The sequence below is a fragment of the Terriglobia bacterium genome (assembly GCA_020072785.1).
In the GTDB taxonomy this organism is placed as follows: Bacteria; Acidobacteriota; Terriglobia; order Acidiferrales; family UBA7541; genus Acidiferrum.
Map to the genome: position 1 here is coordinate 809,060 of JAIQGG010000002.1, position 25,545 is coordinate 834,604.

Annotated in this window: 23 protein-coding genes; 15 read left to right on the plus strand and 8 right to left on the minus strand. The window is 62.7% G+C overall.

What is annotated here, in order from left to right; genetic code table 11:
- Positions 1–132: 132 nt before the first annotated feature.
- Complete coding sequence (locus LAN61_06710) at positions 133–681, minus strand: phosphatase PAP2 family protein (GenBank protein MBZ5540197.1); 549 nt, start codon at positions 679–681, stop codon at positions 133–135.
- 4 nt (positions 682–685) lie between these two features.
- On the minus strand, positions 686–1,570 hold the full coding sequence (locus tag LAN61_06715) for a PHP domain-containing protein (protein MBZ5540198.1): 885 nt from the start codon (positions 1,568–1,570) through the stop codon (positions 686–688).
- A 164-nt stretch (positions 1,571–1,734) separates the two neighbouring features.
- On the opposite strand from LAN61_06715, the gene LAN61_06720 reads away from it, so the two are divergent.
- A complete protein-coding gene (locus LAN61_06720) occupies positions 1,735–2,931 on the plus strand; it encodes a galactosyldiacylglycerol synthase (GenBank protein MBZ5540199.1) in 1,197 nt (398 codons plus the stop codon).
- A gap of 648 nt (positions 2,932–3,579) precedes the next feature.
- Here the strand turns inward: LAN61_06720 and LAN61_06725 are convergent.
- Positions 3,580–3,801, minus strand: a complete 222-nt coding sequence (locus LAN61_06725) for a hypothetical protein (GenBank protein ID MBZ5540200.1) — start codon at positions 3,799–3,801, stop codon at positions 3,580–3,582.
- A 73-nt stretch (positions 3,802–3,874) separates the two neighbouring features.
- On the opposite strand from LAN61_06725, the gene LAN61_06730 reads away from it, so the two are divergent.
- The 6 genes from LAN61_06730 (at position 3,875) to LAN61_06755 (ending at position 10,996) form a co-directional block, all read left to right on the plus strand.
- Positions 3,875–6,247 carry a heavy metal translocating P-type ATPase gene (locus LAN61_06730; protein ID MBZ5540201.1) on the plus strand — a complete coding sequence of 791 codons (2,373 nt, stop codon included), beginning with the start codon at positions 3,875–3,877 and terminating at the stop codon, positions 6,245–6,247.
- Between the two features lie 54 nt (positions 6,248–6,301).
- Positions 6,302–6,589, plus strand: coding sequence for a YHS domain-containing protein (locus LAN61_06735; protein ID MBZ5540202.1), 288 nt, complete (start codon positions 6,302–6,304; stop codon positions 6,587–6,589).
- Positions 6,590–6,591: 2 nt separating this feature from the next.
- Positions 6,592–6,855 (plus strand): DUF5676 family membrane protein, encoded by a 264-nt coding sequence (locus LAN61_06740; protein ID MBZ5540203.1) that lies wholly within the window; start codon positions 6,592–6,594, stop codon positions 6,853–6,855.
- 382 nt (positions 6,856–7,237) lie between these two features.
- Complete coding sequence (locus LAN61_06745) at positions 7,238–8,464, plus strand: efflux RND transporter periplasmic adaptor subunit (GenBank protein ID MBZ5540204.1); 1,227 nt, start codon at positions 7,238–7,240, stop codon at positions 8,462–8,464.
- Between the two features lie 21 nt (positions 8,465–8,485).
- The gene (locus tag LAN61_06750; protein MBZ5540205.1) at positions 8,486–9,742 is read left to right on the plus strand and encodes an ABC transporter permease; all 1,257 of its coding nucleotides are present in this window, start codon (positions 8,486–8,488) and stop codon (positions 9,740–9,742) included.
- Positions 9,743–10,996, plus strand: coding sequence for an ABC transporter permease (locus tag LAN61_06755; GenBank protein MBZ5540206.1), 1,254 nt, complete (start codon positions 9,743–9,745; stop codon positions 10,994–10,996).
- Between the two features lie 83 nt (positions 10,997–11,079).
- On the opposite strand, the gene LAN61_06760 is transcribed toward LAN61_06755, so the two are convergent.
- Entirely contained in the window at positions 11,080–11,598 is a 519-nt protein-coding gene (locus LAN61_06760) for a TlpA family protein disulfide reductase (GenBank protein MBZ5540207.1), read from the minus strand.
- A gap of 69 nt (positions 11,599–11,667) precedes the next feature.
- Between LAN61_06760 and LAN61_06765 the strand changes: the two genes are divergently transcribed.
- The 5 genes from LAN61_06765 (at position 11,668) to cfa (ending at position 15,570) form a co-directional block, all read left to right on the plus strand.
- Complete coding sequence (locus LAN61_06765; protein ID MBZ5540208.1) at positions 11,668–12,750, plus strand: glycosyltransferase family 2 protein; 1,083 nt, start codon at positions 11,668–11,670, stop codon at positions 12,748–12,750.
- Positions 12,750–13,172 carry a 6-carboxytetrahydropterin synthase gene (locus tag LAN61_06770; GenBank protein MBZ5540209.1) on the plus strand — a complete coding sequence of 141 codons (423 nt, stop codon included), beginning with the start codon at positions 12,750–12,752 and terminating at the stop codon, positions 13,170–13,172. Before LAN61_06765 ends, LAN61_06770 begins: the two co-directional genes overlap by 1 nt.
- Positions 13,169–13,612, plus strand: a complete 444-nt coding sequence (locus tag LAN61_06775) for a 6-carboxytetrahydropterin synthase (protein ID MBZ5540210.1) — start codon at positions 13,169–13,171, stop codon at positions 13,610–13,612. Before LAN61_06770 ends, LAN61_06775 begins: the two co-directional genes overlap by 4 nt.
- Positions 13,613–13,625: 13 nt before the next feature.
- Positions 13,626–14,228: a GTP cyclohydrolase I FolE gene (gene folE / locus LAN61_06780; GenBank protein ID MBZ5540211.1), complete on the plus strand. Its 603-nt coding sequence runs from the start codon at positions 13,626–13,628 to the stop codon at positions 14,226–14,228.
- Positions 14,229–14,454: 226 nt separating this feature from the next.
- A complete protein-coding gene (gene cfa, locus LAN61_06785; protein MBZ5540212.1) occupies positions 14,455–15,570 on the plus strand; it encodes a cyclopropane fatty acyl phospholipid synthase in 1,116 nt (371 codons plus the stop codon).
- Positions 15,571–15,600: 30 nt separating this feature from the next.
- Here cfa and LAN61_06790 read toward each other — a convergent pair whose 3' ends face one another.
- On the minus strand, positions 15,601–17,232 hold the full coding sequence (locus tag LAN61_06790; GenBank protein MBZ5540213.1) for a bifunctional GNAT family N-acetyltransferase/carbon-nitrogen hydrolase family protein: 1,632 nt from the start codon (positions 17,230–17,232) through the stop codon (positions 15,601–15,603).
- A gap of 163 nt (positions 17,233–17,395) precedes the next feature.
- Entirely contained in the window at positions 17,396–18,103 is a 708-nt protein-coding gene (locus LAN61_06795) for a VIT1/CCC1 transporter family protein (protein ID MBZ5540214.1), read from the minus strand.
- Positions 18,104–18,343: 240 nt separating this feature from the next.
- On the opposite strand from LAN61_06795, the gene rpsO reads away from it, so the two are divergent.
- A complete protein-coding gene (gene rpsO, locus LAN61_06800; GenBank protein ID MBZ5540215.1) occupies positions 18,344–18,589 on the plus strand; it encodes a 30S ribosomal protein S15 in 246 nt (81 codons plus the stop codon).
- Between the two features lie 216 nt (positions 18,590–18,805).
- On the plus strand, positions 18,806–20,971 hold the full coding sequence (pnp, locus tag LAN61_06805) for a polyribonucleotide nucleotidyltransferase (GenBank protein ID MBZ5540216.1): 2,166 nt from the start codon (positions 18,806–18,808) through the stop codon (positions 20,969–20,971).
- A gap of 709 nt (positions 20,972–21,680) precedes the next feature.
- Here the strand turns inward: pnp and LAN61_06810 are convergent.
- Both LAN61_06810 and LAN61_06815 read right to left on the minus strand, forming a co-directional pair.
- A complete protein-coding gene (locus LAN61_06810; GenBank protein MBZ5540217.1) occupies positions 21,681–22,094 on the minus strand; it encodes a sulfide dehydrogenase in 414 nt (137 codons plus the stop codon).
- 14 nt (positions 22,095–22,108) lie between these two features.
- Positions 22,109–23,407 carry a molybdopterin-dependent oxidoreductase gene (locus LAN61_06815; GenBank protein MBZ5540218.1) on the minus strand — a complete coding sequence of 433 codons (1,299 nt, stop codon included), beginning with the start codon at positions 23,405–23,407 and terminating at the stop codon, positions 22,109–22,111.
- Between the two features lie 462 nt (positions 23,408–23,869).
- Between LAN61_06815 and LAN61_06820 the strand changes: the two genes are divergently transcribed.
- Entirely contained in the window at positions 23,870–25,441 is a 1,572-nt protein-coding gene (locus LAN61_06820) for a B12-binding domain-containing radical SAM protein (protein MBZ5540219.1), read from the plus strand.
- Positions 25,442–25,545 lie beyond the last annotated feature (104 nt).

Sequence of the window (25,545 nt, forward strand, 5' to 3'; positions counted from 1 at the left end):
GGGCCATGCCGAGCAGGGAGGATTCAGAGCTTGTCTTTCGCGGCGCAAGTGTCGGGCCCAAAAAAAAGTGGAACGGTGAGTATAGCAGGCTTAGAGCAAAGGAGAAGCGGTTCGCGCGGAATTGCCGGACGGTCAGCGCAGCAGGAAACTGTTCAGCGCCAGCGCGGCGCAGCCCAAGCCGGTTCCCAGCAGCGCGCCGGCGAGCACATCGCTGAGGAAGTGCATCCCCAGGACGATGCGGGACACGGCGATACTGCAGGCCACAAAAAAGAAAGGGCCTTCGAGAACCGGGTAAAACGAGCTGAGCACCACGGCAATGGAGAAAGCCGTCATGGTGTGGCCGGAAGGAAAGGAAAACTGGTCGGGAGGCAGAACCTGGGCCCAGCAGTGGGACTCGATCTGGCAGGGGCGCGGACGGTGACTGACTTTCTTGAGCAGCTTGAAAAGAAAGACCCCGGCGATGGCGGCGGATGCGGCTGCGCCAACCGCGGCAAAGCGCTGCGAACCGCCGAAGAGAAGCAGAATCACGCCGAGCGTGTACCACAGCCAGCCGTCGCCCGCGCGGGTGGACGAAATCATCCAGCAGCGGATCCAGCGCGGGGCGCGCCAACGGTTCACGGTGCGCATCAGGCGGTGGTCGCGGGTTTCAATCATTCCCCAGACGGTGCGTGCGACAGCCATGGCTTCACCTCCCTCCGTTGGTTTCCCACTGCGCATCGAGATCCCAGAGCATGTGCGGCGCCTGCGCGTCCGTTTCCAGAAGAGAGGACCACTGCCGGCAGAACCGCTGTTCCTGCAGCCAGTGCCCCAGGGTAATGGCCGGGACGAAAACGGCGAGTGGTGCGAGGAGCAGGGCCGCCGGTTTTTCGCGGAAGAGCGCTCTGGCAATGCGCAGGACATCGCCGGTGAGCTTGGCATAGCTGCCGTGCGCGCCATGGATGCTGCCGCGGCCGGCGCGCAACCCGGTGAGGAACTCGTCCACCGTGCGTGCGCCGGGGACTTCGGTGTAGGTGGCGCCGGCGTGGGCCAGAGTATGGGCATCGCTGCCGCCGATGGCGATTTTGCGGTGGCGGACCGCCAGGCGCTCTGCGGCGGCGTTCTGTTGCGGGGGCATCTGGCCGTTGCGCGTCTCATAGGCAGGGACGTAAGAGGCGAACCACTGGAAATCCTCTTCGCTACGGTGGCCCGTGAGTCCGGAAAAGACGTGATTCACGCTGAAGAAGAGCTTGCGCTCGGTGAGGTACATGAGGAGCGCCAGGAAGTCGTTGCGGCGGCGCTGGATCTCCAGGTGCTCGCGTTCGGCGATGCCGTAGACGGCGAGGTGCATCTGGGTGCCGCTGGGGAGGGTGCAGGTGACCTCTTCGCTGACGAAAAAGTCCGGGTGGCGGCGAAGGCTCTCCGCGGCATCGATAGAGTCGTGGTCGGTGATGGTGACCAGGGACATGCCACGCTGTTTCAGACGCGAATACAATTCCGCGGGGTGGTTGTAGGACTCCCGGCAGATCCGGCGGATGCCGGGGGTGTTGCACATACCCGAGGCGGCCGTGTGAACATGCAGGTCGCAGCGCATGCTATATAAGTAACGGGTGGCGATGAATGCACCATGAAAGGGCGGCGAATTGTCTGTGAATGTGCCCCCGAAACTCCTTGAGCACATGCGACTTACGTCATGCGAAATGTGGCGGGCCGCTTGCTCTTGCTGCGCGCCGCCCAAGACATGCCAGAATGCCCGGGATGAAAACAATTCAAATTGTTTTTCACGACGCTGGCGGCGGGCACCGCAATGCCGCCCTGGCGCTGCAAAAAATCATCGCGGAGCAGAAGAGGCCCTGGAATGTGCAATTGGTGCACCTACAGGAGATCCTCGATGATCTGGACTGGTTCCGGCAGTTGACGGACATCCGCACGCAGGAGTGCTACAACAGCTTGCTGCAGAACGGCTGGACGCTCGGCAGCACCTGGCTGCTGCGCTTGCTGCAAGCGACCATCCGTGTCTATCACCCTGCGGCGCTCAAGCGCTTGCAAGCCTATTGGGAGCAGCACCCGGGGGACCTGCTGATCTCGGTCGTGCCCCATTTCAACCGCGTTCTGCGGGAAAGCTGGCGCGCGGTCCACGGGGAAACGCCGTTCGTCACCATCCTCACCGATTTGGCCGATTATCCCCCGCACTTCTGGATCGAGAAACAGGAGCAGCATTTTGTCTGCGGCACCGACCGGGCCGTCGAACAGGTGCGCCAGTTCGGCGGCGAAAAAGCGCAGATCTCCCGCGTCTCCGGGATGATTTTGCGGCCGGAATTCTACGCGCCGGATGATTCCGATCCGCTGGCGCTGCGGCGGGAGCTGGGACTGCAGGAGGATTTGCCGACGGGCATCGTGCTTTTCGGCGGGCAGGGTTCGAAAGCGATGTACGAGATCACCGAGCGGCTGGATGCAGCGGGGCTGCCGATCCAGCTCATTCTGATTTGCGGAAAGAACGAGGCGCTGGCGGCGAAGCTGCGCGCCCGGCCGTGGCGCATGCCGGTCCACGTGATGGGCTTCACCGCGGAAGTACACCGGATCATGCGCGCCGCGGATTTTTTCATCGGCAAGCCCGGGCCGGGGAGCATTTCCGAAGCGATGACGCGCGGCCTCCCGGTGATCATCGAGTGCAACGCCTGGACCCTGCCGCAGGAGCGCTACAACGCCGAGTGGATAAAGGAGAAGCGCGTCGGTGTGGTGCTGAAGAATTTCGAGGGGATTGCCGCGGCCGTTGCGCAGTTCCTCGCGGCGGGGACGCTGGCGCAGTACCGCGCCAACGCCCGAGCGCTTGAAAACCGTGCCGTGTTTGAGATCGCCGAACTCCTGGCGCAGCTTCTCGCCGGGCAAGGACCGGCGCTGGCTCGCTCCGAAACCGGAAACGCTCCTGCGGCGCATGCTTGCGCACCGGCCTGAACCTGGTGGCCTCTTAGCTGCATTTCACGGATGAAAATTCCAACGATCTGCTGCCTCCGCTCTGGATATGCCCGCTCAGAACCGGGTAAACCAGTGTAACAAGATGAGGTATGGTTAAGGATTGCCGGGAGAAACCTGGCGGGAGAGCGCCAACAGGAGTGCGAGCGCGCACGAAAGACAAAAATCGATAAGCCACGTGAAGTTCCGAATTAGAACGCGACCCGGTGGCGCGTGCCGAATTGAACTAACAAAGAAATAAAAGCAGCGGTATGGTGAGATTTCGGCGCCGCTAAGCGCAAGGTTTTAAGGACGTTATGAAAAAAGCTGAGAAATGGTATTTGGCCTTGCAGTTGCAAGTTCAGTTGCCGTGGGCGCGTTTCGGTTGACGATCTGAACAGAGAGCCGAGTGAGGGGGAAGGGGCTTGCTCGGTGCTTTGAACAGGTCGTTCCCACCTGCCTCTGAGAGGGAAGCTAGGATGGATGACCCCACGCTCCGGTGTGAAAACGACGCCGGAAACGAAACGCGCCTTCGGGGGTTCCCGTTCCCAAGCGGGGACCCCTATTTTTTCTCCGCCGTTTGTTCCGCCCTCTCGCCCGCCTGCTCCGGGTTGACCGCTTCGCGGTCACAGATAAAACTGACCGTTCCGCTTAGTTGACCTTGCGCGTGACCGCGATGCGCGCCGCGTGCAGAATGTGCGCCACCTGCGTTTCGCGCAGGCGCGAGGCGTCGTATTCGAACGACAACTGCTTGTTGGGATCGTCCACGCGGAAGCGGCGCAGGCCGTAGGTGTTGGCGAACTGCCCGAGGCAGCGCAGTTCCTCCAGGCTCAGCGGGGCTTGCAGTTCGTAGGTGACTTCGACGAGTGTCATGCGATTATTATACCAGCCGGTGCAAATTCAGGGACAGAGCAACGCAGGACCGGAATTCATCTAATATAGGGCCATGCCGGACCAACCCCCAAAACCGCAATTTCCCGGTTTGCCCATACTGGCCTCCGCGCCGCGGGTGCAGGACCCCGTGTGCGGAATGATGGTGGAGCAGGGAAAGGCTGCGGCCAGAGCCGAGCACGCCGGGAAGACGTATCACTTCTGCTCGGTGCGCTGCGGGGAGCGATTCCGCGCGGAGCCCGCGAAATTCCTGGCGGCTCCCGGGACGGCGGGGATGGCCCCGGCGGCGCCGGCGCGGGGCGCGGCGTCCGCGGCGGCTCAAAACGTGCGCTACACCTGCCCGATGCATCCCGAGGTGGTACAGATCGGGCCGGGAGTGTGCCCGAAGTGTGGGATGGCGCTGGAGCCGATGGATGTGCTGGCGGAAACTGGACCGGATCCGGAGCTGGCGTCGATGACGCGGCGTTTCTGGGTGAGCGCGGCGCTTTCTCTGCCGGTGCTGCTGCTGGGAATGTTCGGCGGAAAGTTCGATGCGCAATTGCCGGCCAGCGCGCGCGCCTGGGTGGAGTTGGTGCTGGCGGCGCCAGTGGTGCTGTGGGGCGGCTGGCCGTTCTTCGTGCGCGCGTGGCAATCGCTGGTTCACCGCAGCCCGAACATGTTCACGCTGATTGCGCTGGGAACGGGCGCGGCATTTCTGGAAAGCGTGGCGGCGACTCTCTTCCCGCAGTGGTTTCCGGCGTCATTTCGCACCGGGATGAACGAGGTGCCGGTCTATTACGAGGCCGCCGCGGTCATCACCACACTCGTGCTTCTCGGACAGGTTCTGGAGCTCCGGGCGAGAAGTCAAACTGGCGCAGCGATCAGAGCTCTCCTCGGGCTTGCTCCGAAAACAGCGCGTTTGGTTCGCGACGACGGCGCGGAAGTGGACGTACCGCTCGATCAGGTCAAGGCCGGCGACCTTCTGCGCGTGCGCCCCGGCGAAAAAATCCCGGTGGATGGGATCGTACTGGAGGGATTAAGCAGCGTGGATGAATCCATGATTACTGGCGAACCCATCCCGGTCGAAAAACAAAAGGGCGCTCGCGTAACTGGCGCGACCGTGAACGGCACCGGTTCGCTGGTGATGCGCGCGGAGCGAGTCGGCGCCGAAACCCTGTTGGCCCAGATCGTGCACATGGTGAGCGAGGCCCAGCGCAGCCGCGCCCCGATTCAAAAGCTCGCGGATGTGGTCGCCGGATATTTTGTGCCGGTCGTCGTGGCCATCGCAGTCGTGACCTTTATTGTTTGGGGTTTCTGGGGACAAAGTCCCCGCATGGCGCATGCTCTGATCAATGCCGTCGCTGTGTTGATCATTGCCTGCCCCTGTGCACTCGGCCTGGCCACGCCGATGTCGATTATGGTGGCGACGGGCAAGGGCGCCACGATGGGTGTCCTCTTCAAGAACGCGGAAGCGATCGAATTGCTGCGGAAAGTGGATACGCTTGTGATCGACAAGACCGGCACTCTCACCGAAGGCAAGCCGCAATTGGTCTCGGTCGAGTCGCTGGGTGGGTTTGAAGCAAACAAGCTCCTGCGTCTTGCGAGTTCGCTCGAACGCGGCAGTGAGCATCCCCTGGCTGCGGCCATCGTCAAGGGCGCGGAGGAACGGGGAATCACAATTACCTCCGTCGAGGTGTTCGAATCATTGACAGGCCGGGGCGTCCGCGGACGCGTGGATAACCTTCCGGTCGCCTTGGGCAATCGCAAGCTTCTCGAGGAACTCGGCGTCGATCCCGGAGGAATCGCGCAGAAGGCCGAAGCCATGCGCGCCGATGGCCAGACCGTCATGTTTGTGGTTGTGGAGAACAAGGTAGTCGGCCTGCTCGGCGTCGCCGATCCCATCAAACAGACCACTCCGGAGGCGATTCGCCAGCTTCACAAAGACGGCATCCGCGTTGTTATGCTGACCGGCGACAGCCGGACCACGGCTCAAGCCGTGGCCGGCAAGCTCCAGATCGACGAAGTGATCGCCGAGGTTTTGCCTCAAGACAAGATCAGTATCGTGAAGCGGCTTCAAGGCGAAGGCCGCTTCGTGGCCATGGCTGGCGATGGCATCAATGATGCTCCCGCGCTGGCCCAAGCGCAGGTCGGCATCGCCATGGGCACGGGCACCGATGTCGCGATGGAGAGCGCGGGAGTCACGCTGGTCAAAGGCGACCTCCGCGGCATCGCGCGCTCCCGGATGCTCAGCCGGGCCACCATGAAAAACATCAAGCAGAACCTGTTCTTTGCGTTCGTCTATAACGCCCTTGGCGTGCCCATTGCTGCGGGCGTGCTCTACCCCTTCTTCGGCATTCTCCTGAGCCCGATCATCGCCGCTGCGGCAATGAGCTTCAGTTCGGTTTCGGTGGTGAGTAATGCTCTCCGTCTGAGACGCGTGCGTCTCTAATGCGGCTTGAAGCGAGAAGGAGGCATATGTAGGTCAAGATTTGAGGGAGGAATTATGAGCGGTTTGCTTTCGTTGCTGCTGTTCGCAGCGTTTTTCTACCTGATGATGCGCTTCGGCTGTGGCGCCCATATGGTGCACGGCCATCACCCCGGTCACGGACCGGGCGCCGGCGAGGGCCTGGGCGGTAGCACAGGCAGAGACCCAGTCTGTGGCATGCAGGTTCATCCCGGGCAGGGCTATGCCAAGTTGCAGGATGGGCGGGAGTACCGCTTCTGTTCCAGGAAATGTCTGGATCAGTTTGAGGCCGACCCGGGGCGGTACATTTCGAGTGGCAGGAGTTAAACATGAGACAAGGTCTTTCGCTGAAGGGAGTGGGCCACGCAACCAGTTTGTTCTTGGCGATCACTTTTGCAGCCTGCGTGGCGTTCGACTTGCTTCTCCCGCAACATGCGATGTTCCAGGCATGGCAGAAACTGTTGCCTGGTTTCCAGTGGATCAGTTGGAAGAGTTTCCTTCTCGGATTGGTCGAAAGCTACGGTTACGGATGGTACTTCGCGCTGATCTGGGTGCCGCTGTACAACGTATTCGCTGCGCGCGGCCAGCGTTAGCTGCCGGAAGCTCGTCCGTTCGATCGATCTGGAGTTCTGGTACCGGGAAAAACAGGGAGAAAGGGGCCCTGTATGTGAACGCGAGCAAGCCCGGTTGTGGTTGGGATTCTGTGGATTCTGATCGGTGTCGGTCATTGGAAACGCCCTGCGGCTGTATAAGCCGGCCCTGCGATAAGCAAACCCCCTTTCTTCGAGCCGTTAAACGGTTGACCGATTTGACCGTTAAACGCACCGCACTACCCGTAAGAAACCGCCCCGCAGAAGGATATCCCCCCCGACTATTTCGCATGCTCCGCGTCTATAAGCATATAGGGTGGAACATTTCCCAGGGTCCTGGCGTATGGTTCATTAGAAGCGACATTTGAGCCGCTGGGGGTTTCCTATGGCAGGCAACGGCAACGGAAACGGCAAGAACGGAAAAAAGCGCCGGCGGCGGATTATCTGGATTTCGGTGGCGGCCGCGGTGCTGATTGCCGGGGGCTACGGGGTGACCGCTGCCTTGCGCCCGAACCGCACGATTGACCCCTCGAAGCTGGCCGCGGTGGAACGCGGCGACCTGGCGCGGGTGGTGGTGGCCACGGGGAAGATCCAGCCGCTGGCCAAGGTGGAGATCAAATCCAAGGCCAGCGGGATCGTGAAGCGCCTGTACGTGGATTATGGCGACCGGGTGAAGGCCGGGCAGGTGCTGGCGGAGCTGGACAAGGTGCAGCTGGAAGCCAATGTGCGCGAAGCCCAGGCCAATTTGCAGGTGGCCCAGGCGGCGCGGGATTCGGCAGTCTCCACTCTGGAGCGCAATAAGGTCGACGCCGAAGGCCCGGATGTGCCGTTCCTGAAGACCAACATGGAGCGCGCAGAGAAGATGTACAAGGACGGCCTGATCGCCAAGTCCTTCGTCGAGGATGCCGAGAAGAATTATCAGATGGCGCTGAACCACCAGATGAGCGCGCAGCGCACCCTGGCGGTTTCGCGCGCGGAGATCGCCAAGGCCGAGGCGCAGGTAGCGCAGACACGGGCGGCGCTGGAGCGGGTGGCCGAGGATCTGCGGAATTCGACGATCGTCAGCCCCATCGACGGAATCGTGCTGTCGCGCGACGTGCAGGTCGGCGACGCGGTCAGCTCCATCCTGGTCCTGGGCTCGCAGGCCACGCTGCTGCTGACCCTGGGGGACATCCGCGAGGTCTACGTGCAGGGCAAGGTGGACGAGGCGGATATCGGCAAGGTCTATCTGGATCAGCCCGCGCGCATCGTCGTGGAATCCTTCAAGGACAAAAAGTTCACCGGCAAGGTGACCAAGATTTCTCCCCTGGGCAAGGAGAAGGACAACGTGACCACCTTCGAAGTGCGCGTCTCCATCTCCAACCCCACCGGCGAGCTGAAGGCCAACATGAGCGCCAACGCCGAGATCCTCCTCGAAGAAAAGAAGAACGTCCTCATGATTCCCGAAGCCGCGCTGATCTACGACAAGGAAAGAAAAGCCTCGGTGGAGACGCCGGATGCCAAGGCGGATAACGGCAAGAAGAAAGTCCCGGTGCAGCTGGGGATCTCCAACGGCGTGAAAACGGAGATCGTGGCCGGGCTCAACGAGAAGCAGCAGGTCGTGCTGCAGTAGCGGCCGGAGGGAGCGAAAGTCATGTCCTTCCTGGACCTGTTGCGGGACACCCTGGCGACGCTGTGGGCCCACAAGCGCCGCACGCTGCTGACCATGTTCGGCATCGCCTGGGGGATCATCTCCATCACCCTGATGGTGGCGGCCAGCGAGGGCCTGGGCGAGGGGATCCAGAAGCAGCAGGAAACGTTCGGCAAAGACGTAATGATCGTCTTTTCCGGGCGCACCAGCATGCAGGCCGGGGGAGCGCGGGCCGGACGCGTCGTGCGCTGGGGCGAAGACGACTACGTGCAGGTGGCCGCGGAATCGCCGGCCTGCAAATACGTCATGCCCGAGCTGGGCAATGAGTTGCAGGTGCACAGCCTCTTCAACAGCGGAACGATCCTCACGGTCGGCTCCCTGCCGGCCTTCCGTGAAATCCGCGGCGTCACCGTGGCCCAGGGCCGCTTCTACAACCAGCAGGACAACGAAGACGGCCGGCGCGTGGCCTTCCTCGGAAGCGACACCAAGAAGCAGCTCTTTGCCTCCCGCGAGGCCCTCGGCGCGACGATCTGGATGAACGGCATTCCCTACGTCGTGATCGGGGTGATGAAGGCCAAGGACCAGGATTCCAGCTACGACGGCAGAGACGTGCGCAAAATTTTTATCCCCTTCAATGCCATGCGCCGGGATTTCCCGAACAAGCCCCCGGCTGTCGAGCACACCGTGAACCGCCTGCTGGTGGCGCCCTGGTCGCTGGAGACCCACCTGGATTGCGTGCGGCAGCTGCGGCGCTCCCTGGGCCGCCTGCACGACTTTGACCCCCGCGACAAGGAAGCCGCGAGCATCTGGGACACCGTGAAAAATGCCCAGGCCAACCGCATGATCATCGTGGGCATGGAGATTTTCATGGGCGCGGTGGGCGTGGTCACCCTGTTTCTGGGCGGGCTGGGCGTGATGAACGTGATGCTGGTCTCCGTACGGGAGCGCACCCGGGAGATCGGCGTGCGCATGGCCTTGGGCGCCACGCGGCGCTCCATCCTCCGCCAGTTCTTTTTGGAAACGGTCATCGTGGCCCTGCTGAGCGGCGGCACGGGCCTGGCCGTCTCCTACGGCTTTTGCGCGCTCGTGAATCTGCTGCCCATGCCGCCGTTTTTTGCGGGGCTCGTGGCAAGTTGGAAGCTCGCGGCGCTGTCGGTCACGCTGCTGGGCGGCATCGCGGTTCTGTCCGGGGTCTATCCGGCGAACCGTGCGGCCTCGGTGGACCCCATCGAGGCGCTGCGCTTCGAGGCGGGAGGCTAGATGCTACTCGAGATCTTTCGCGAGGCCTGGGCCGCGCTGGGGCGCAATCCGGTGCGCAGCCTGCTGACTATGACCGGGATCGCCTGGGGCATCGTGGCGGTCACCCTGCTCCTGAGCTATGGCTCGGGTTTCCGCAGCGTGCTGATGTACACCTTCGAGGTCTTCGGCAAGGGCGCGGTAGTCTGCTGGCCGGGGACCACCAGCGAGCAGGCCGGCGGCGAGCGCGCGGGCAAGGCCGTGCACTTCGAAAAAGAGGACGCGGAGTGGATCAAAGCGCAATCCCCGCTGGTGAAGCGCGTGACCCTGGAGACGGTGCGCTTCCGCGGCATCACCCACGAGGAGCGGCTTTCGGACACCGCGATCCGCGGCGTCTATCCCGAATACGGAGAGATGCGCAACGAGGTCCCCGTGGAAGGGCGCTGGATTTCTCCGGAAGACGTCGCCGAGCGGCGTCGCGTGGTCTTTCTGGGCGCTATTCTGCGCAAGAAGCTCTTCAGCGGGACCCCGGCGGTCGGGGAGATGGTGCGCATCAACGGCGTGCGCTTCAACGTGATCGGCGCGATGGACACCAAGTTTTCCGACAGCAACTACTTCACCAGCGACGACGAATCGGCTTTCATTCCCTACACCGCGGCGGGCGACCTGTGGGACACCCGCTATGCCAGCGTGCTGCTGTTCGAGCCGGTGGCCCCGGTCTTCGAAGCGCAGGCCATGCAACAGGTGCGCGCGGCAGTGGCCACTCGCCAGCGCTTTTCCGCGAACGACAAGCGTGCCATCACCATGTACGGCCGGGAAGAGTTCAAGCCCATCTATGAAGGCATCACCCTGGGGATCGAGGCTCTGCTGTTTTTCGTGGGCGCGCTGACCTTGGGAATCGGCGGCGTGGGCGTGATGAATATCATGCTGGTGTCGGTGGAGGAGCGCGTGCGCGAGATCGGCTTGCGGCGCGCCCTGGGCGCCAGACGCGCGCACATCCGCTGGCAATTCCTGATGGAAGCCCTGGTCATGACCCTGGCCGCCGGCGCCATCGGAATGCTGCTCTCCGCCGCCATCACCTCCTCGATCGGGACGCTGCCGTTCCTGGGGCCGGCCTACGAAGACGATTCCGGAAAAGTGGACATCCACCTCACGCTGTCCGTGGCCACCATGCTGCTCTCCACCGGAATTCTCGTGGTGGTCGGTGTGCTCAGCGGCTGGCTGCCCGCTATGCAGGCCGCCAAGCTCGACCCCGTGGAAGCCCTGCGCTACGAGTAGGCCCTTCGGAAAGAATAGCCACGGAGAGCGAAAAATAATTTGCTCTCTTCTCTGTGCCTCTGTGGCAGATTTTCTTCTACTCGTTAGGGCTGGCCGAGCAGGGCGTCGAAGTAAGCGAGCATTTCCGGGGAGTCCCACTTCTGCGGGCCGATAATCTTGCGGGCGATTCTGCCGTGGCGGTCCACCACGTAGGTTTCCGGATACATCGAGGTGCCGTAATCGAGCGGAATCTGCTTGGAGGGATCGCGGAAGGTGGGGAAGACCACCCCCTGCTGCCGGAGAAAGCTCTGGTAGGCCGCCTCGTCCTCGTCCACGCTCACGCCCAGGACCACGCCTCCGCGCGACGCGATGTGTTCTTGCAAGAGGTTGAGCGCGGGAGTCTCTTCGACGCACGGCGGGCACCAGGTGGCCCAGAAATTCACCACCACCACCTTGCCGCGCAGATCCGAGAGGTGCAGCTCCTTCTTGTCCATCGTCAGCGCGAAATCCGGAGCTTTTTTTCCGGCAACCGAGGCTTCTCCCTGGCGATAGAGAGGCCGGACGAAGGCAAGAAGCAGAAGAGCGGCGAGCGCAAGGCCGCCCCAGGCGAAGAGTTTCCGCATGAATTCCATCGAGTGCTATAATACAACTTCTGCCCCGGACCGGGAAACGGTCCTTTACTCCTTACAGCGATGCCAAGAGACTTCTCCAACGGTCCTGCTGCCTGCGCACCTCTTTCCGCGGCCGTAGGCGCGCCAATCTGCGCCATTGTCCCGGCGCGCAATGAAGAAGCGATCCTCGCCGCGTGCGTCGCGTCGCTGGCGCGCCAGCCGGAGATCGGCGAAATCATCGTGGTGAACGACGAATCCACGGACGGCACCGCGGCGCTTCTGCGCCGCTTGCAGGAGACGATTCCGCGCTTGCGCGTTGTCGAGTCGCCGGGCGTGCCGCCCGGCTGGGTGGGAAAGAACCACGCAGTCTGGCTGGGCGCGCAGCAGGCCCGTCTGCCGTGGCTGCTCTTCACGGATGCCGATGCCGAGCATCTGGCGGGAGCGGCTGCGCGCGCCCTGCACCTGGCGCAAGAGCACGATGCCGCGCTGGTCTCCTTTTCCCCGCAGCAGGCGACCGAGGCATGGTGGGAGAAGGCGCTCATTCCCTTCATCTATTGCCGGCTGGCGCGGCGCTTCTCCTACGCGGCCGTGAACGATGCGGCGGCGCCCGCGGCCGCGGCCAACGGCCAATATCTGCTGCTCTGCCGCGCGGCCTACGATGCCGTGGGAGGCCACCGCGCTGTGGCGGGAGAGATTCTGGAGGACGTGGCGCTGGCCGGGCGCGTGAAGGGCGCGGGCTTCCGGCTGTGGTTCGGGCCGGGCCAGGGCGTGGTGCGCGTGCGCATGTACCGCAGCTTCGGCGCCATGTGGGAAGGGTGGCGGAAGAACCTCTTCCAGTTGATGGGCGGCAACGCCGCGGGGATGCGGCGGGAGCTGCTGACGGCCGTGCCGTGGATTCCCGGCGTGTTGCTGCTCGCGGGCCTGGCGTGGCCCGTGAGTGCGCTGGCGGGGCTGCTTCTGCTCCTGCTGCGCCACGCCACCTATGCCGCGGCTTTGGCGCGTAACCATTTCCCGGTTTCTCGAATCCTTTATTACGTGCCCGCCGTCCTAATGTATGCCGCCGTGCTGGCCGCTTCCTGGATCAGCCATGCGCGGGGCCGGGTTAGCTGGAAGGGCCGGGAATATCCGGTGGGCACGCCGGCGGCGGAGGGTCAGGGACGCTGATGGTCACGATCACGCGCAAGATCGAGTTCGCCGCCTCGCACCGGTATCACAACCCGGCATTCTCCGAGGAAGAGAACCGCCGCGTCTTCGGCAAGTGCAATAATCCGCACGGGCACGGCCACAATTACACGCTGGAAGTGACCGTGGCGGGGGAGCCGGACCCGGTGACGGGAATGGTCCTGGACTTGAAGGAGCTGAAGGATCTGCTGGAGCGGGAAGTGATGCAGCGCATGGACCACCGCCACTTGAATTTCGAAGTGCCGGAACTGGCCGGGAAAATTCCCACCTGCGAGAATGTCGCGCGGGTGATCTGGGACCTGCTGGAGCCGAAGATCACGCAGGGGCGGCTGCACCGCATCCGGCTGCATGAGTCGGCGGACCTTTTCGTGGATTGCTACCGCCACGGAGCGCTGCGCGCATGAGCTTCGCCCCAAAAACCATCGGACTTGGCGAGCTGAAGTTCGAGCTGTGCCGCAGGTACCGTTTTGCGGCGTCGCACCGCCTGCACAGCGCCCGGTTGAGCACGGAAGAGAACCAGCGGGTGTACGGCAAGTGCAACAACCCCTACGGCCACGGACACAATTATGTGCTGGAAGTGAGCGTGTCCGGCGCGGTGGACCCGGCGACGGGCATGATCGCGAATCTCACCGAGCTGGACGGCTACGTCGCGCGCCAGGTGCTGCAGGCGTTCGATCACCGCAACCTGAACGAAGAGGTTGCGGCGTTCCGCGGCGTGGTGCCGACGACGGAAAACCTGTGCGTGGAGATTTACGCGCGGCTGCAGGGGTTCCCGGCCGCGCGCCTCGAGCGCGTGCGCGTCGAGGAGACGGGCAACAACAGTTTTGAGTATGCTGGAGAATGAAAGGGAGCGCGTCATGGCCAAACAGGCTGCGGAAATTCTGCTGAACGAGAAGAAGGGCGAGACCATCGCCGACCTCGTGCGCCGCATGCTGGTCCTGGTGGGCGAGGACCCCGAGCGCGAGGGGCTGCACAAGACCCCGGAGCGCTTCGAGAAGGCGCTGCGCTTTCTCACCAGTGGCTATCACATGAACGCGGACCAGGTGCTGAACGGGGCCACCTTCGCCGTATGCTACGACGAGATGGTGGTGGTGAAGGACATCGAGTTCTTCAGCCTCTGCGAGCACCACCTGCTGCCGTTCTTCGGGAAGTGCCACGTGGCCTACCTCCCGAGCAAGCGCGTGATCGGACTCAGCAAGGTGGCGCGCCTGGTCAACATGTTCGCCCGGCGCCTGCAGATCCAGGAGCGCCTGACCAGCCAGATCGCCCAGGCCATCCAGGAGAAGATCAGCCCGGAAGGCGTGGGTGTGATCATCGAAGCGCGGCATTTGTGCATGCAGATGCGCGGCGTCGAAAAACAGCACGGCCAGGCGGTGACCAGCGCCATGCTCGGCGCCTTCCGCACCAGCAAGCAGACCCGCGACGAATTCCTCTCCCTGGCGCACACCCGGCGGCGCTGAGCGCCCAGTATGTTAGGCGCTTCTCTTCATCCGAAGCTGTCCGGCGGTTCCATTCCGCCCGGGAACTCCCCTCCGGAGTTGAGCCGCCCCCGGATGCCCTGGGCCGGCTGCTCACAAACCGGCGTGATTTGGGTCACAGCAAAGGAAAATGCCGATTTGCTAGTCTGAGTGTGAATTGTGGCTCTTTCGCTAGCCTTTCGTCTGCAGCCCGGTCAGGGAGGCAGGTATGCCCGAAACAAATCAGAAAGCCAGGACGCAGGAAGTGCTGGGGCTTGCGGACATCCGCATCAATGGAGACCGCCCCTGGGATATCGCGGTCCACGACGACCGCTTTTATCGAGTGGTGCCGCAGAGAGGCTCCCTGGGACTGGGCGAATCCTATATGGACGCCTGGTGGGATTGTCCGGAGTTGGACCAGATGTTCTGCAGGATCTTCACGGCCGATCTGGAACGGAAAGTGCCCTTCGGCTGGCAACTCGCCTTGTCTTATCTCAAGGCTTTCTTTCTCAACCTGCAAATAAAAGCCAGAGCTTCCGGCAATGTGAAAAGGCACTACGACATCGGGAACGACTTATACACGCGCATGCTGGACCAGCGCATGGTTTATTCGTGTGCCAACTGGGAGCGGGCTTCCAGCTTGGACGAAGCTCAGGAAAACAACCTGCACTTCGTTTGCCGGAAGCTGAATCTGCGGCCGAATTCGCAAGTCCTCGATATCGGCTGTGGTTGGGGAAGTTTTGCGAAATTTGCGGCGGAGAAATACGGGGCTAAGGTTCTGGGGATCACCCTTTCCGAGAATCAGCTTCAACTGGCTCGGCAGAACTGCAAGGGCCTGCCGGTTGAAATTCGGCTGCAGGATTACCGCGATCTCCGCGGACAGTTTGACCATATCGTATCGCTCGGGATGTTCGAACACGTCGGCTACAAGAACTACCGGACCTATATGGAGATTGCGCATCGCTGTTTGAAAAAGGACGGGCTCTTTGTCCTGGGCACTATCGGCACAAACCTCTCCACCCGCTCGATGGATCCCTGGATGGATAGGTATATTTTCCCGAACGCGTTGCTGCCGTCCATGAAGCAGATCGGGGCCTCGATCGACGGACTATTTATCGTCGAGGAACTGCAGAATTGGGGGCACTACTACGACAAGACGCTGATGGCCTGGTTCCACAATTTCCAGGAACACTGGGGCGCGCTCGCGTCCCACTATGGCGAGCGATTCCACAGAATGTGGAAATATTATCTGCTGGCAAGCGCGGGGTACTTTCGTTCCCGGAGAATTCAGCGATGGCAGTTCCTGTTTGCCCCCACAGGACCGTCAGCACCCTCAGCCAGCTAGGGCTGCGCCGGGACGCCGGTTCCCAATCGATCATCCTTCTGAACGCAAATGCGGCTCCGGTTGGGCAGCGGCCGGCGAGCCCGCCGCCTTGTTCCCGTCGCGGCGGTCCGCATAGTGGATCACCCGGTCGTAGGCGTCGCGGATCACGTCATTGATCGGAATGACCGTGCCGCTGACGCTTTGCTCGGCCAGCAGATCCAAGTCCACATCCGAGAGGACCATCTGCTCCTGGTTGACGATGCCCTCGGCCGCCACCCCGTCGCGGGCAAAGAAATAGTCCGAGGGCGTGAGGATCGCTGCCTGGCCGTAGTGCGTGGCCATGCACGGCACGTCGGGAAGGTTGCCCACGGTCCCCGCCATGGCCACGTAGATCTGATTCTCGATCGCCCGCGCCTGGGCGCAGTAGCGCACCCGGCAGAATCCCTGCCGCTCGTCCGTGCACGACGGCACGAACAGAATCTGCGCTCCGCCTTCCGCCAGCGCCCGCGCGGCTTCCGGAAACTCCACGTCGTAACACACCAGAATGGCGATCCTGCCGTAGTCCGTATGGTAGACATAAAATCCGTGGCCCCGGCTCATCTGGTAGAGATTCCTCTCCGTGGGCGTGAGGTGCACCTTCTTCTGCCGGAACACCCGGCCGTTCGGGGTGAACAGGTGCGCCGCGTTAAACAGCGCGCCTTGCTGAATAACGGGATGCGTCCCGGCGATGATGTACAGCCCGGTTTCCGCCGCCAGCCGCTGGAAGAGGTCCTCGTACTCCAGGGTGAGCTGTGCCAGACGGCGCACCGCGCGGCCCGGAGCCGGCTCGCGCAGGTAGCTCAGCAGTTGCATCGTGAAGTACTCGGGGAAGACCACGAAGTGGCTGCGGTAATCGCGGGCGCTGCGCACGAAGAACTCCACCTGGGTCGCAAAGTCCTCGAAGCGCCGGATGGGGCGGAGCAGGTACTGCAGCGCGGCGATGCGCACGCGCGACGGGCCCAATCGTTCGCGCAGGGCCTCTTCGCCCGGTTCCTCCAGGGCCGCGTGCTGCTCGCCGGCCTCCAGGCTTACGGTCGCCACGTATTCCGGGTTCAGCCATTCCAGCAGCGTCGCGTAGCCCCGCGACTCGATGTCTTCCAGATATTCCGGGACGACGTCCAGAACCACCAGCCCGTTTGCCAGCTGGAAGCTCAGCGTCGGGTCCTTTCTTTTTCCCTGCACCACTTCTTCCACGTATTCCCGCGGCGTCATCTTCTGCGCGATCTCCGCGTAGCCCGGAATCCGTCCGCCGGTCAGCAGGCGCTTCAGCCCGCGCTCCCGCACCATCTTCTTGCGCGCGTCGTAGAAGCGCGAGCCCACGCCATTCCGGCGCGCCAGCGGGTCCACGCACATGTCCGCGCCGTAGAGGGTCTTGCCGAGCGGGTCATGGGTGTCGAATGTTCCGCGTCCGGTGATCGCGGACCACTTGGCCGACTCGGCGTAGTCGTCCCAATCGATGATGAGGGAACTCGCGGAACCCAGCAGCCGCCCGGTCTCGTCCACGGCGACCAGCTGGCCTTCGGGGAAGACGGAAAGATGGTGGGAAAGCTCCTCGGTCGTCCAGCTCAGCATTTCCGGGAAGACCCGGACCTGCAGCTCCACTACCCCCGGTATGTCCTCCAGGGTCATCGGTCTTACTAGCACGCGAGATCTCTCGGCGCTCATGGAGCCGCTCTAGCAAGGAGGATAGCAAATATTAAACGAGGATGTCATGAGTGCGGCGGTTTTCCCCCGGTGGCGGGAAGATAGGAACGGCCTAAAGGGGCTTTGCGGGAATCGGCCCTCAGGGACGCGCAAACGCTGCGCCCTAGCTGATCAGCCGGGCGATGAAGAAGGCGGCGCCGGCGGCCAGGCCGCCGGTGGAGACGGTTTGCAGGGCGCCGCGCAGCGGGGCGATGCCGGTGTAATGCGCCTTCACCCCGCCGAAGATGGCCAGGGCCAGCAGGGTGATGCCCACCGAATACCACAGCCCGGTGATGACGTTGTGCTGGAGCATGTAGGGGGCGAGGGGAATGAGGCCGCCGAAGATGTACGAGGCGGCGATGGTCAAGGCGCTGCGGCTGGCGCGCTGCGGGTGCGGCTCTTCGAGGCCCAGTTCGAAGCGCATCATGAAGTCCACCCAGCGCTTGTTGTCGGAGCAGATGGCGGTGACTACCGGGGCCATCTGTTCGGGGGTGAGCCCGTAGCCGTGGAAAATGTCCATCACCTCCTGGACTTCGTGCTCGCGCAGATCGACGATTTCGTGGTATTCGCGCTGGAGCTCGCTGGCGTAGTGTTCGGCGTCGGTTTTGGCGGCCAGGTAGCCGCCGAGGCCCATGGCAATGGAACCAGCGGCGATTTCCGCCAGGCCGGCGGTGACCACCAGGCCGCTGGCGCCGGCCACGGCGGCGACGGCGCCGGAAATCCCCGCGGCCAGGGCGAAGGGCACGGTCAGGCCGTCGGCCATGCCGATGACCACGTCGCGGACCGATGCGCTGGCGGTGAAGTGCTTTTCCACGTGCGGTGTGGTGGGCATGAAGGGTTCCTCGATTTCCGGCGCTCTGCGCCGTGGCCCGCAGGGTGCGCGGCAAAAGACCGCGCAGTATACCATTACGGCAGGGGCTGCGGAGCGGCTGCCAGGCGGGAAGAGGGCGGGGCGGGAGTTTTACATTTCTTTACACCTTTGCGGATGTTGTGTTAGCCTGTTTGTGGTCGAAGAAAAGAGAAAAACACTTTTGTGGGAATGACGGAGAGGGCGGCCTTGAGCGACGCGAAAATGGTGTTGATCGAACAGTTCCGTAGCCATGTGAAGGATACGGGCTCGCCGGAAGTGCAAATCGCTCTTTTGAGCGAGCGGATCAACTATCTTACCTCGCATCTCAAGTCGCACATGAAGGACCATGCTTCGCGGCGGGGGTTGATCATGATGGTCAACAAGCGCCGGCGCCTGCTGGACTACCTCAACCGCCGTGACCCAGAACGGTATCGCGAGATTGTCGAACGTCTTAGCCTGCGCAAGTAGCCGACTTTACCGCCGGCTTCTTCCTTTACAGAGCGAAATTACGCTGATGCAGCCGAGTCTGCCCGCAGCGTTGCGGCTCGTTGGCCGCACGCCCGGGCCTCTCTCTGTCTGACGCCGCTCGTTTGCGCCTCGCCATCTCTCTTCTTTCCGGCACCCGATGGAGCATTGCGCTTCCACGGGAAAAGGCCCCGCAACGGGGAAAAAGGAAAGTAACTTATGTCTGAAAATTCACATCTACCGGCACCGCACACAGTTACCGTCGAGGTCGGGGGACGCACCCTGACGCTCGAAACGGGCAAGATCGCCCGGCAAGCGCACGGCGCCATCGTAGCGCGCTACGGCGATACGGTGGTGCTGACGACCGCCTGCATGGCCTCGACCCTGAACGACCGCGACTTTCTGCCGCTCACGGTGGACTACCGCGAGTACACCTACTCCGCGGGAAAAATTCCCGGCGGCTTCTTCAAGCGCGAAGGGCGGCCTTCGGAGAAAGAAATTCTGACTTCGCGGCAGATCGACCGGCCGATGCGCCCGCTGTTTCCGGAAGCCTGGCGCAATGAAACCCAGATCGTGTCCATGGTGCTCTCCGCGGACAGCGAGAACGACCCCGACGTGATCGCCATGACCGGGGCCTCCGCCGCGGCGTTCTGCTCGGAACTGCCGTTTGAGACGCCCATCGCCGCGGTGCGCGTGGGCATGCTGAACGGGCAACTGGTGGCCAACCCGACGGTGGCCGACCAGAAGATCAGCAAGCTGAACATCACCATCGCGGCCAGCGAAAGCGCCATCGTCATGGTGGAAGCGGGCGCGCTGGAAGTTTCCGAAGAGACGGTAGCCGAGGCCCTGGAGTTCGGCCACGCGCAGATCAAGCGCATCATCACGGCCATCCGCGAGCTGTACGCCAAGGTCAACCCCAAGAAAGTGGTGGTTGCGCCGCTGGCCTTCGACGAAGCCATCTACAAGGAAATCCAGGCGAAATACGGCGAGCGGCTGCACGACGCCCTGAACACCGAGAAGCACCCCAAGAAGGAAAGCTACCGCCTGGTGGACACGCTGAAGGACGAGATCAAGGCGTCCTACCCCAAGGAAGAAGCGGAGAAGCTGAAGCTGGCGCTGCGCGCCTTCGAGCGCCTGCGCGAGAAGTTCTTCCGCGACGACATGCTGGAGCGGCACCGCCGTCCGGACGGCCGCAAGTTCGACCAGGTGCGTCCCATCACCTGCGAAGCGGGCTTGCTGCCGCGCGTGCACGGCTCGGCGCTCTTCACCCGCGGCGAGACCCAGGCGCTGGCCACGCTGACCCTGGGCACCAAGGAAGACATGCAGCGCCTGGACCTGCTGTTCGAGCAGGACACCTTCAAGCGCTTCATGCTGCACTACAATTTCCCGCCGTTCAGCGTGGGCGAAGTGAAGTTCCTGCGCGGACCGGGGCGCCGGGAGATCGGCCACGGAGCGCTGGCGGAACGCGCGCTGGCCAACCTGCTGCCGGCCGAGGCGGAATTCCCCTACGCCATGCGGCTGGTTTCGGACATCCTGGAATCCAACGGCTCCTCTTCGATGGCCACCATTTGCGGCGGCTCGCTGGCGCTGATGGATGCGGGCGTGCCCATCAAGTCTCCGTGCGCGGGCATCGCCATGGGCTTGCTGGTGGAAAGCCCCAGCAAGTACGCCATCCTGACGGACATTGCCGGTGCGGAAGACCACTACGGCGACATGGACTTCAAGGTCGCTGGAACCCGCGAGGGCATCACCGCCCTGCAGATGGACATCAAGGTTGGCGGGATCAGCATCGGGATGATGCGGGAAGCGCTGGCGCAGGCCAAGGCGGCGCGGCTGCACATTCTCGACATCATGGACAAAACGCTGAACGCGACGCGCCCGAACATTTCGGCCTACGCGCCGCGTTTGTTCATGCTGCAGATTCCCACGGACAAGATCCGCGACCTGATCGGCCCGGGCGGCAAGAAAATCCGGTCCATCATCGAAGCCACCGGCGTGAAGATCGACGTCATGGAAGACGGCAAGGTGCACGTCTTCTCGACGAGCGGTGCGGCCGGCGACCAGGCCCTGGCGATGATCCGCGAGGTTACGGCCTCGGCGGAAATCGGCAAGACCTACCTGGGCAAAGTGGTGCGGCTGGCGGATTTCGGCGCCTTCGTCGAAATCTTCCCGGGCACCGACGGCCTGCTGCACATCAGCGAAATCTCCGAGCAGCGCATCCGCGACGTGCGCGATGAGCTGAAGCTCGGCGACCAGGTGCTGGTCAAGGTGCTCTCCATCGAGGGCAACAAGATCCGCCTGTCGCGCAAGGCGCTGATCAAGGAAGCGCGCGAAAAGCAGATGCACCAGAAGGAAGCCGGAACGGGCACCGCCAGCGCGGACTGACCCCGCTTCCATCAAGAACCGAGAAGGCCCGGCCCCTGCAGAGGGCGCCGGGCCTTTTCTTTTTGGGGAAGAGTGAAAGTTTTTGTTTAGATATGCCGGCGCGGGGGATACCCCACCCCCGGGTGTTTTTGCAAAGAGTGCGCATCGGCTTGATTTCAAGAGAGTTGCGGCACGCTCCTGTTTTCGGGAGTGCGTAAGAGCGGCAAATAAAGGAGTTAGAGGGGCAGTTAACAGTTGACGGTTAAAAGTTGAAAGCAAGAGGAGGCGGGAAGGACACCGGGAAAGTTTTCGAACTGTGAATTGACGTAACACAGAGAAGGATAGCTGAAGAGTTACATTTTTTCAACAGATTACTGAGTGGTATTCGAATGGGCTGTGGAAAAATACGATGGTGACGCGCGCTTGCAGCCAGAAACGTCAAAACCCCCACACGCAACACCTTCGCTCTTATCGAGGGCCACCCGCCCGAGACGGAGTGAAGAGAGATTTCTCACGTTCGTTCGAAATGACGGGCGAGGAGGACCCGCAAGAGAAAGAAAAAACCCGCACCCTGCACCAAAAACGCGAAGGGATGCGGCACCCAGGCTCTGCCGAATCATCGAGGAACTGCCACCCGCCTTCGTGTGTGCGGTCATCTGGCGTGCACAGGGTCCCGACCGAGTCGGGACAAGTTCCGCCTGTGCTACCGGGTTTTGCCGCGGGCTGGCGGCTACGGCTGGCGGGTTTCCGGGGTGTAGTGGGTTTGCAGGTAGTGGATGATTTTGGGGGCGACGGCGTCGGGGATGGTGGCGCCGAGAGCCTTTTTCATTTTGTTGACTTCGGCTTCCCAGACGGCGGCGGGCAGGGGCGGCTGCATGGTGATGTAGCGGGTGCTGTGGCACATGCCGCAGTAGCCTTCGACTTCCGCTTTGCCGTCGCCGGGGGCCAGCTCCGGCGGGTAGAGAGGATAGGAAGCGCCGCCGTAGCGGGAGTCCGGGGCGAGATCGGGCGGGGCGGGCTGCTGCAATTGGCCGAGCGCCGGGGGCTGGTAATCGCCGTTCTGGAGCTGGGCGTAGACCGCGAAGCCTGCGAGGAAGATAACGGCGCAGGAGAGAAGAATCAGGACCGGCACTCTTGTTTTCATGGGGTGGCTCTCCTTTATCCCGCGCTTCCGACGATGAATTCCTGGCGCTCGATGCGATTCCAGAGATAGCCGCCGGGATTCCAGACCGGCTCATCGGGCTGGATGTTTCCTTTTTCATCCGTGGCGCGCACGGCCACGGTATAGCGGCCCGGGGATTTCGGGGTCCACAGCGCCTCCCAGGTGCGGAAGGAGTAGGGGCCGTGATCCTCGCCGAGCCGGGCGGCGAACCAGGTCTTGCCGCCGTCCTCGGAAATTTCGGTTTTGATGACGCGGCCGTTGCCGCTGAAAGCGATGCCGCGCAGGGTTACGGTCATGCCGGCGGGGATCTTCGAGCCGCCGTCCGGGGAGATGAGAAACGAGCGGACGACCATGCGATTGATGGGGATGGTTTTGACGGCGCCGGCCTGCATCTCCGCGGGAGTGGTGTTGCCGCGCGGGGTATCGGGAACGCGGTAGGCGGTCTTGACCCAGAAATTTTCATCGGGCTGGTCGAGGACGCGGATCCAAGTGAGGCACTTCGTCCAATAGGTGGCGAAGTAGCCGGGGACGATCAGGCGCACGGGGAAGCCGTTGAGGACGGGCAGGGGCTCGCCATTCATGAGGTAGGCGACCACGGCTTCGTCGAGCGCGGGATTGGTGAGGTCCAGGGACTTGAGGAAGCGGTTGGAGCCGAAGCCTTTGGGGCCGGAGCCGGTCTCGAGACCCTGAACCTGGACTTGCAGGGAGCCGGGTTTCACTTTGGCGGCGTCGAGGAGCTCACGCAGACGCACGCCGGTCCACAGGGCGTTGCCCATGGCGCCGTGGCCCCATTGCCCGCCGGGGACGCGGGGCTGGAAGCGGCTGCGGCTGTTGCCGGAGCACTGGTTGACGGCGGCGAGGGAGACGGGCTTGAATTTGGACATGAGGTCGGGAAGGGTGAAGGAGAGAGGCTTCTCGACGTTGCCATCGATGGTCAGCTTCCAGGTTTTGAGGTCCACGGCGTTGGGGATGCCGTCGAGATGCCAGCGCACGTAGAAGGCTTCGTTGGGGGTGAAGGCGGTGCGAAAGTAGTGGCGCGGGGTTTCGAGCTGCACGGGGCGGTCGGTGAGGAGAATGAGCGGGGCCTTTTGCGGCTCGCTGACGTAGGGGCCGACGGAATTCCAGTAGGGATTGGCGCCGGGGCCGGTGAAGGTCTGGAGGGGAGCGGCGGGGACCGGCTCCTGGGCGAGGGCGTCGTTGGCGGCGGTCCAGCCGGCGAGGGCGAGGCCGCCGGTGGTTGCGCCGAGCAGCTTCAGCAGGCCGCGGCGGGAAAGTTCATGAGCGATTCGGTTCATTCAGGGAACCTCCGAAGGTAAACATATTCTTTGCGCGCGCGCGGAAAGTCAATCGTGGGTTTGGGCGTTGTGCGAAACGCGGAATTGATCCCTAAAGCGGGTGTCGGGAATTTGAATCTCCGCAGCCCCAGCAGAGCTTACCGTTCGTCCATACCTGATTGGTTAAGACATGAGTGCCGGCCTGGCACAGGCTGCGACAGCGCGCTTTACTTGTTGCCTGCGAGTCAGGTAGCCTCTTCCCCGGGCCCTGCATCTTTTCTTGGGCTGACTAACTTCCGCGCACGACACTGGTTCTCATTGGCGCAAGAGTTCGTCCTCTGCGGGCTGGCCTGGGCAGCCAATGTGCGGGCCTGGCGGCGCATGTGAAGAAGAAGCACGCATGCAGCACGGTCCCGTGGTCCACGGCCAAGGGAGAAGCGCGAATCCCCGGGGATGGCGGGAGTCGCGCAGGAGAGGCCAACTTTGCGAATTCTTCTGTACAACCCGGATAACGGCGTCACGCGCAATTTCATGCCGCATCTTTGGATGTTTTTGCTGAAAGCGCTCACGCCGGCCGGCCATGAGGTCCTGCTCATTGACGGGAATGCGCAGCCCATGGATGAAGAAGGCATCGCGCGATACGTGCGCGAACAAAACATCGGACTCGTGGGCATCGGAGCCATGACGCGCATGATCGCCAAAGCGTATCGCGTCGCCGACGCGGTGCGCGCAGCAGGCGTGCCGGTGGTGATGGGCGGGCCGCACGTGACCGAAATGGCCGAGGAAGCGCTGGGGCGAAACGGCGGATCACGTCATGCGGATGCGGTAGCGCTCGGGGAGGCCGATCAAACGTGGCCGCGAATCGTGGCGGACGCGGCGCAGGGCAAGCTGAAGGATATTTACGCCCCCGTGGATGCGTTTGGCCAGGAAAGCAAACCTTCCCTGGAGGCGTATCCGGAAATTCCGTGGGACAAAATCGACCTGGAGCAATTTAATCTGGTTCCCAAAGTGGCGACCCCGCTGCTGCGCAAGCTGGGGGCCGGGTGGGGAACGTTCCGCATCATTCCGGTGGAATCCGGGCGCGGTTGTCCTTACGGATGCGAGTTCTGCACGGTCACCGGCTTTTTTGGAGACTCGATCCGCTTCCGCAGCAACGAAAGCGTGGTCAACGAGCTGCTGCTATTAAAGGCGCGCGCAACGAAAGAGCGCGGGCAGATGGCCGTCTTTTTCATCGACGACAACTTTGCGATCAATGTGAAGCGCACCAAGTCTCTTCTGCGGGACATCATCGCCGCCGGCGCCCAGGTGCACTGGGTGGCGCAGATCAGCGCCAATCTGCTGCGCGACGAGGAACTGGTGGACCTGATCGCAGCGGCGGGCGGCAAGTGGATCTTCATCGGCATGGAGTCCATCGATCCCGCCAACCTCAAGGACGTGAACAAAGGGTTCAACAAGCCGGGTGAGTATGCGGCGGTGCTGGAGAGATTGGCGCAGCGCAACGTCTTTGCCATTACATCGTTTATTTTCGGGATGGATAACGACACCACGGGAGTTGCGGAACGCACGCTGCAGGAAATCCGCGGTTGGCCTCCCGGGCTGCCCATATTTGGTTTACTTACCCCGCTGCCCGGGACGCCACTTTTCAAAAGACTGGAAGCTGCGGGGCGTTTGACGCGGCCGAAGCATTGGCAGGAATTTATACCCTTCGCGATGGCGCACACGCCGCTGAAAATGAGCATCGCGGAAGCACATGCCGAGGTGAAGAAGGGCTGGGCCAATTCCTATAGCCCGGAAGCCATCGAACATGCCGTCAACTCAGTGGGTCACAAACCTCTTGGGTACCGTGTAAACATTCTGATCTCACGCCTCTGTTTTCGCGGGATCTACTTCCCGCAGATGGGTCCACGGGCCTGGTGGCAGGTGCTGAAAGAAAATCGCCGGGTGATCTTCAGTCTTATGAAGGAGGGTTACCGCGCCTGGCGTGGAGTTCCCGCTGCTGTCGTACCGGACTTGGGATCGGATGCGGGAGCCGTCGCTCCTTCCCTGGAACAATAACGTCGCATACATGCAACGGGTAGGCCGCACGCGCTGTCCAGCGGCGGGATCGTTCGGTTAGAGGTCAAAAAAGGAATTTGCCGGCATGCGCCCCACTCTTTTGC

Bases quoted from the DNA above. Each gene is read 5' to 3' on its own strand.
- LAN61_06710 (MBZ5540197.1), bottom strand. From the start codon at position 681: ATGGCTGTCGCACGCACCGTCTGGGGAATGATTGAAACCCGCGACCAC.
- LAN61_06715 (MBZ5540198.1), bottom strand. From the start codon at position 1,570: ATGCGCTGCGACCTGCATGTTCACACGGCCGCCTCGGGTATGTGCAAC.
- LAN61_06720 (MBZ5540199.1), top strand. From the start codon at position 1,735: ATGAAAACAATTCAAATTGTTTTTCACGACGCTGGCGGCGGGCACCGC.
- LAN61_06725 (MBZ5540200.1), bottom strand. From the start codon at position 3,801: ATGACACTCGTCGAAGTCACCTACGAACTGCAAGCCCCGCTGAGCCTG.
- LAN61_06730 (MBZ5540201.1), top strand. From the start codon at position 3,875: ATGCCGGACCAACCCCCAAAACCGCAATTTCCCGGTTTGCCCATACTG.
- LAN61_06735 (MBZ5540202.1), top strand. From the start codon at position 6,302: ATGAGCGGTTTGCTTTCGTTGCTGCTGTTCGCAGCGTTTTTCTACCTG.
- LAN61_06740 (MBZ5540203.1), top strand. From the start codon at position 6,592: ATGAGACAAGGTCTTTCGCTGAAGGGAGTGGGCCACGCAACCAGTTTG.
- LAN61_06745 (MBZ5540204.1), top strand. From the start codon at position 7,238: ATGGCAGGCAACGGCAACGGAAACGGCAAGAACGGAAAAAAGCGCCGG.
- LAN61_06750 (MBZ5540205.1), top strand. From the start codon at position 8,486: ATGTCCTTCCTGGACCTGTTGCGGGACACCCTGGCGACGCTGTGGGCC.
- LAN61_06755 (MBZ5540206.1), top strand. From the start codon at position 9,743: ATGCTACTCGAGATCTTTCGCGAGGCCTGGGCCGCGCTGGGGCGCAAT.
- LAN61_06760 (MBZ5540207.1), bottom strand. From the start codon at position 11,598: ATGCGGAAACTCTTCGCCTGGGGCGGCCTTGCGCTCGCCGCTCTTCTG.
- LAN61_06765 (MBZ5540208.1), top strand. From the start codon at position 11,668: ATGCCAAGAGACTTCTCCAACGGTCCTGCTGCCTGCGCACCTCTTTCC.
- LAN61_06770 (MBZ5540209.1), top strand. From the start codon at position 12,750: ATGGTCACGATCACGCGCAAGATCGAGTTCGCCGCCTCGCACCGGTAT.
- LAN61_06775 (MBZ5540210.1), top strand. From the start codon at position 13,169: ATGAGCTTCGCCCCAAAAACCATCGGACTTGGCGAGCTGAAGTTCGAG.
- folE (MBZ5540211.1), top strand. From the start codon at position 13,626: ATGGCCAAACAGGCTGCGGAAATTCTGCTGAACGAGAAGAAGGGCGAG.
- cfa (MBZ5540212.1), top strand. From the start codon at position 14,455: ATGCCCGAAACAAATCAGAAAGCCAGGACGCAGGAAGTGCTGGGGCTT.
- LAN61_06795 (MBZ5540214.1), bottom strand. From the start codon at position 18,103: ATGCCCACCACACCGCACGTGGAAAAGCACTTCACCGCCAGCGCATCG.
- rpsO (MBZ5540215.1), top strand. From the start codon at position 18,344: ATGGTGTTGATCGAACAGTTCCGTAGCCATGTGAAGGATACGGGCTCG.
- pnp (MBZ5540216.1), top strand. From the start codon at position 18,806: ATGTCTGAAAATTCACATCTACCGGCACCGCACACAGTTACCGTCGAG.
- LAN61_06810 (MBZ5540217.1), bottom strand. From the start codon at position 22,094: ATGAAAACAAGAGTGCCGGTCCTGATTCTTCTCTCCTGCGCCGTTATC.
- LAN61_06815 (MBZ5540218.1), bottom strand. From the start codon at position 23,407: ATGAACCGAATCGCTCATGAACTTTCCCGCCGCGGCCTGCTGAAGCTG.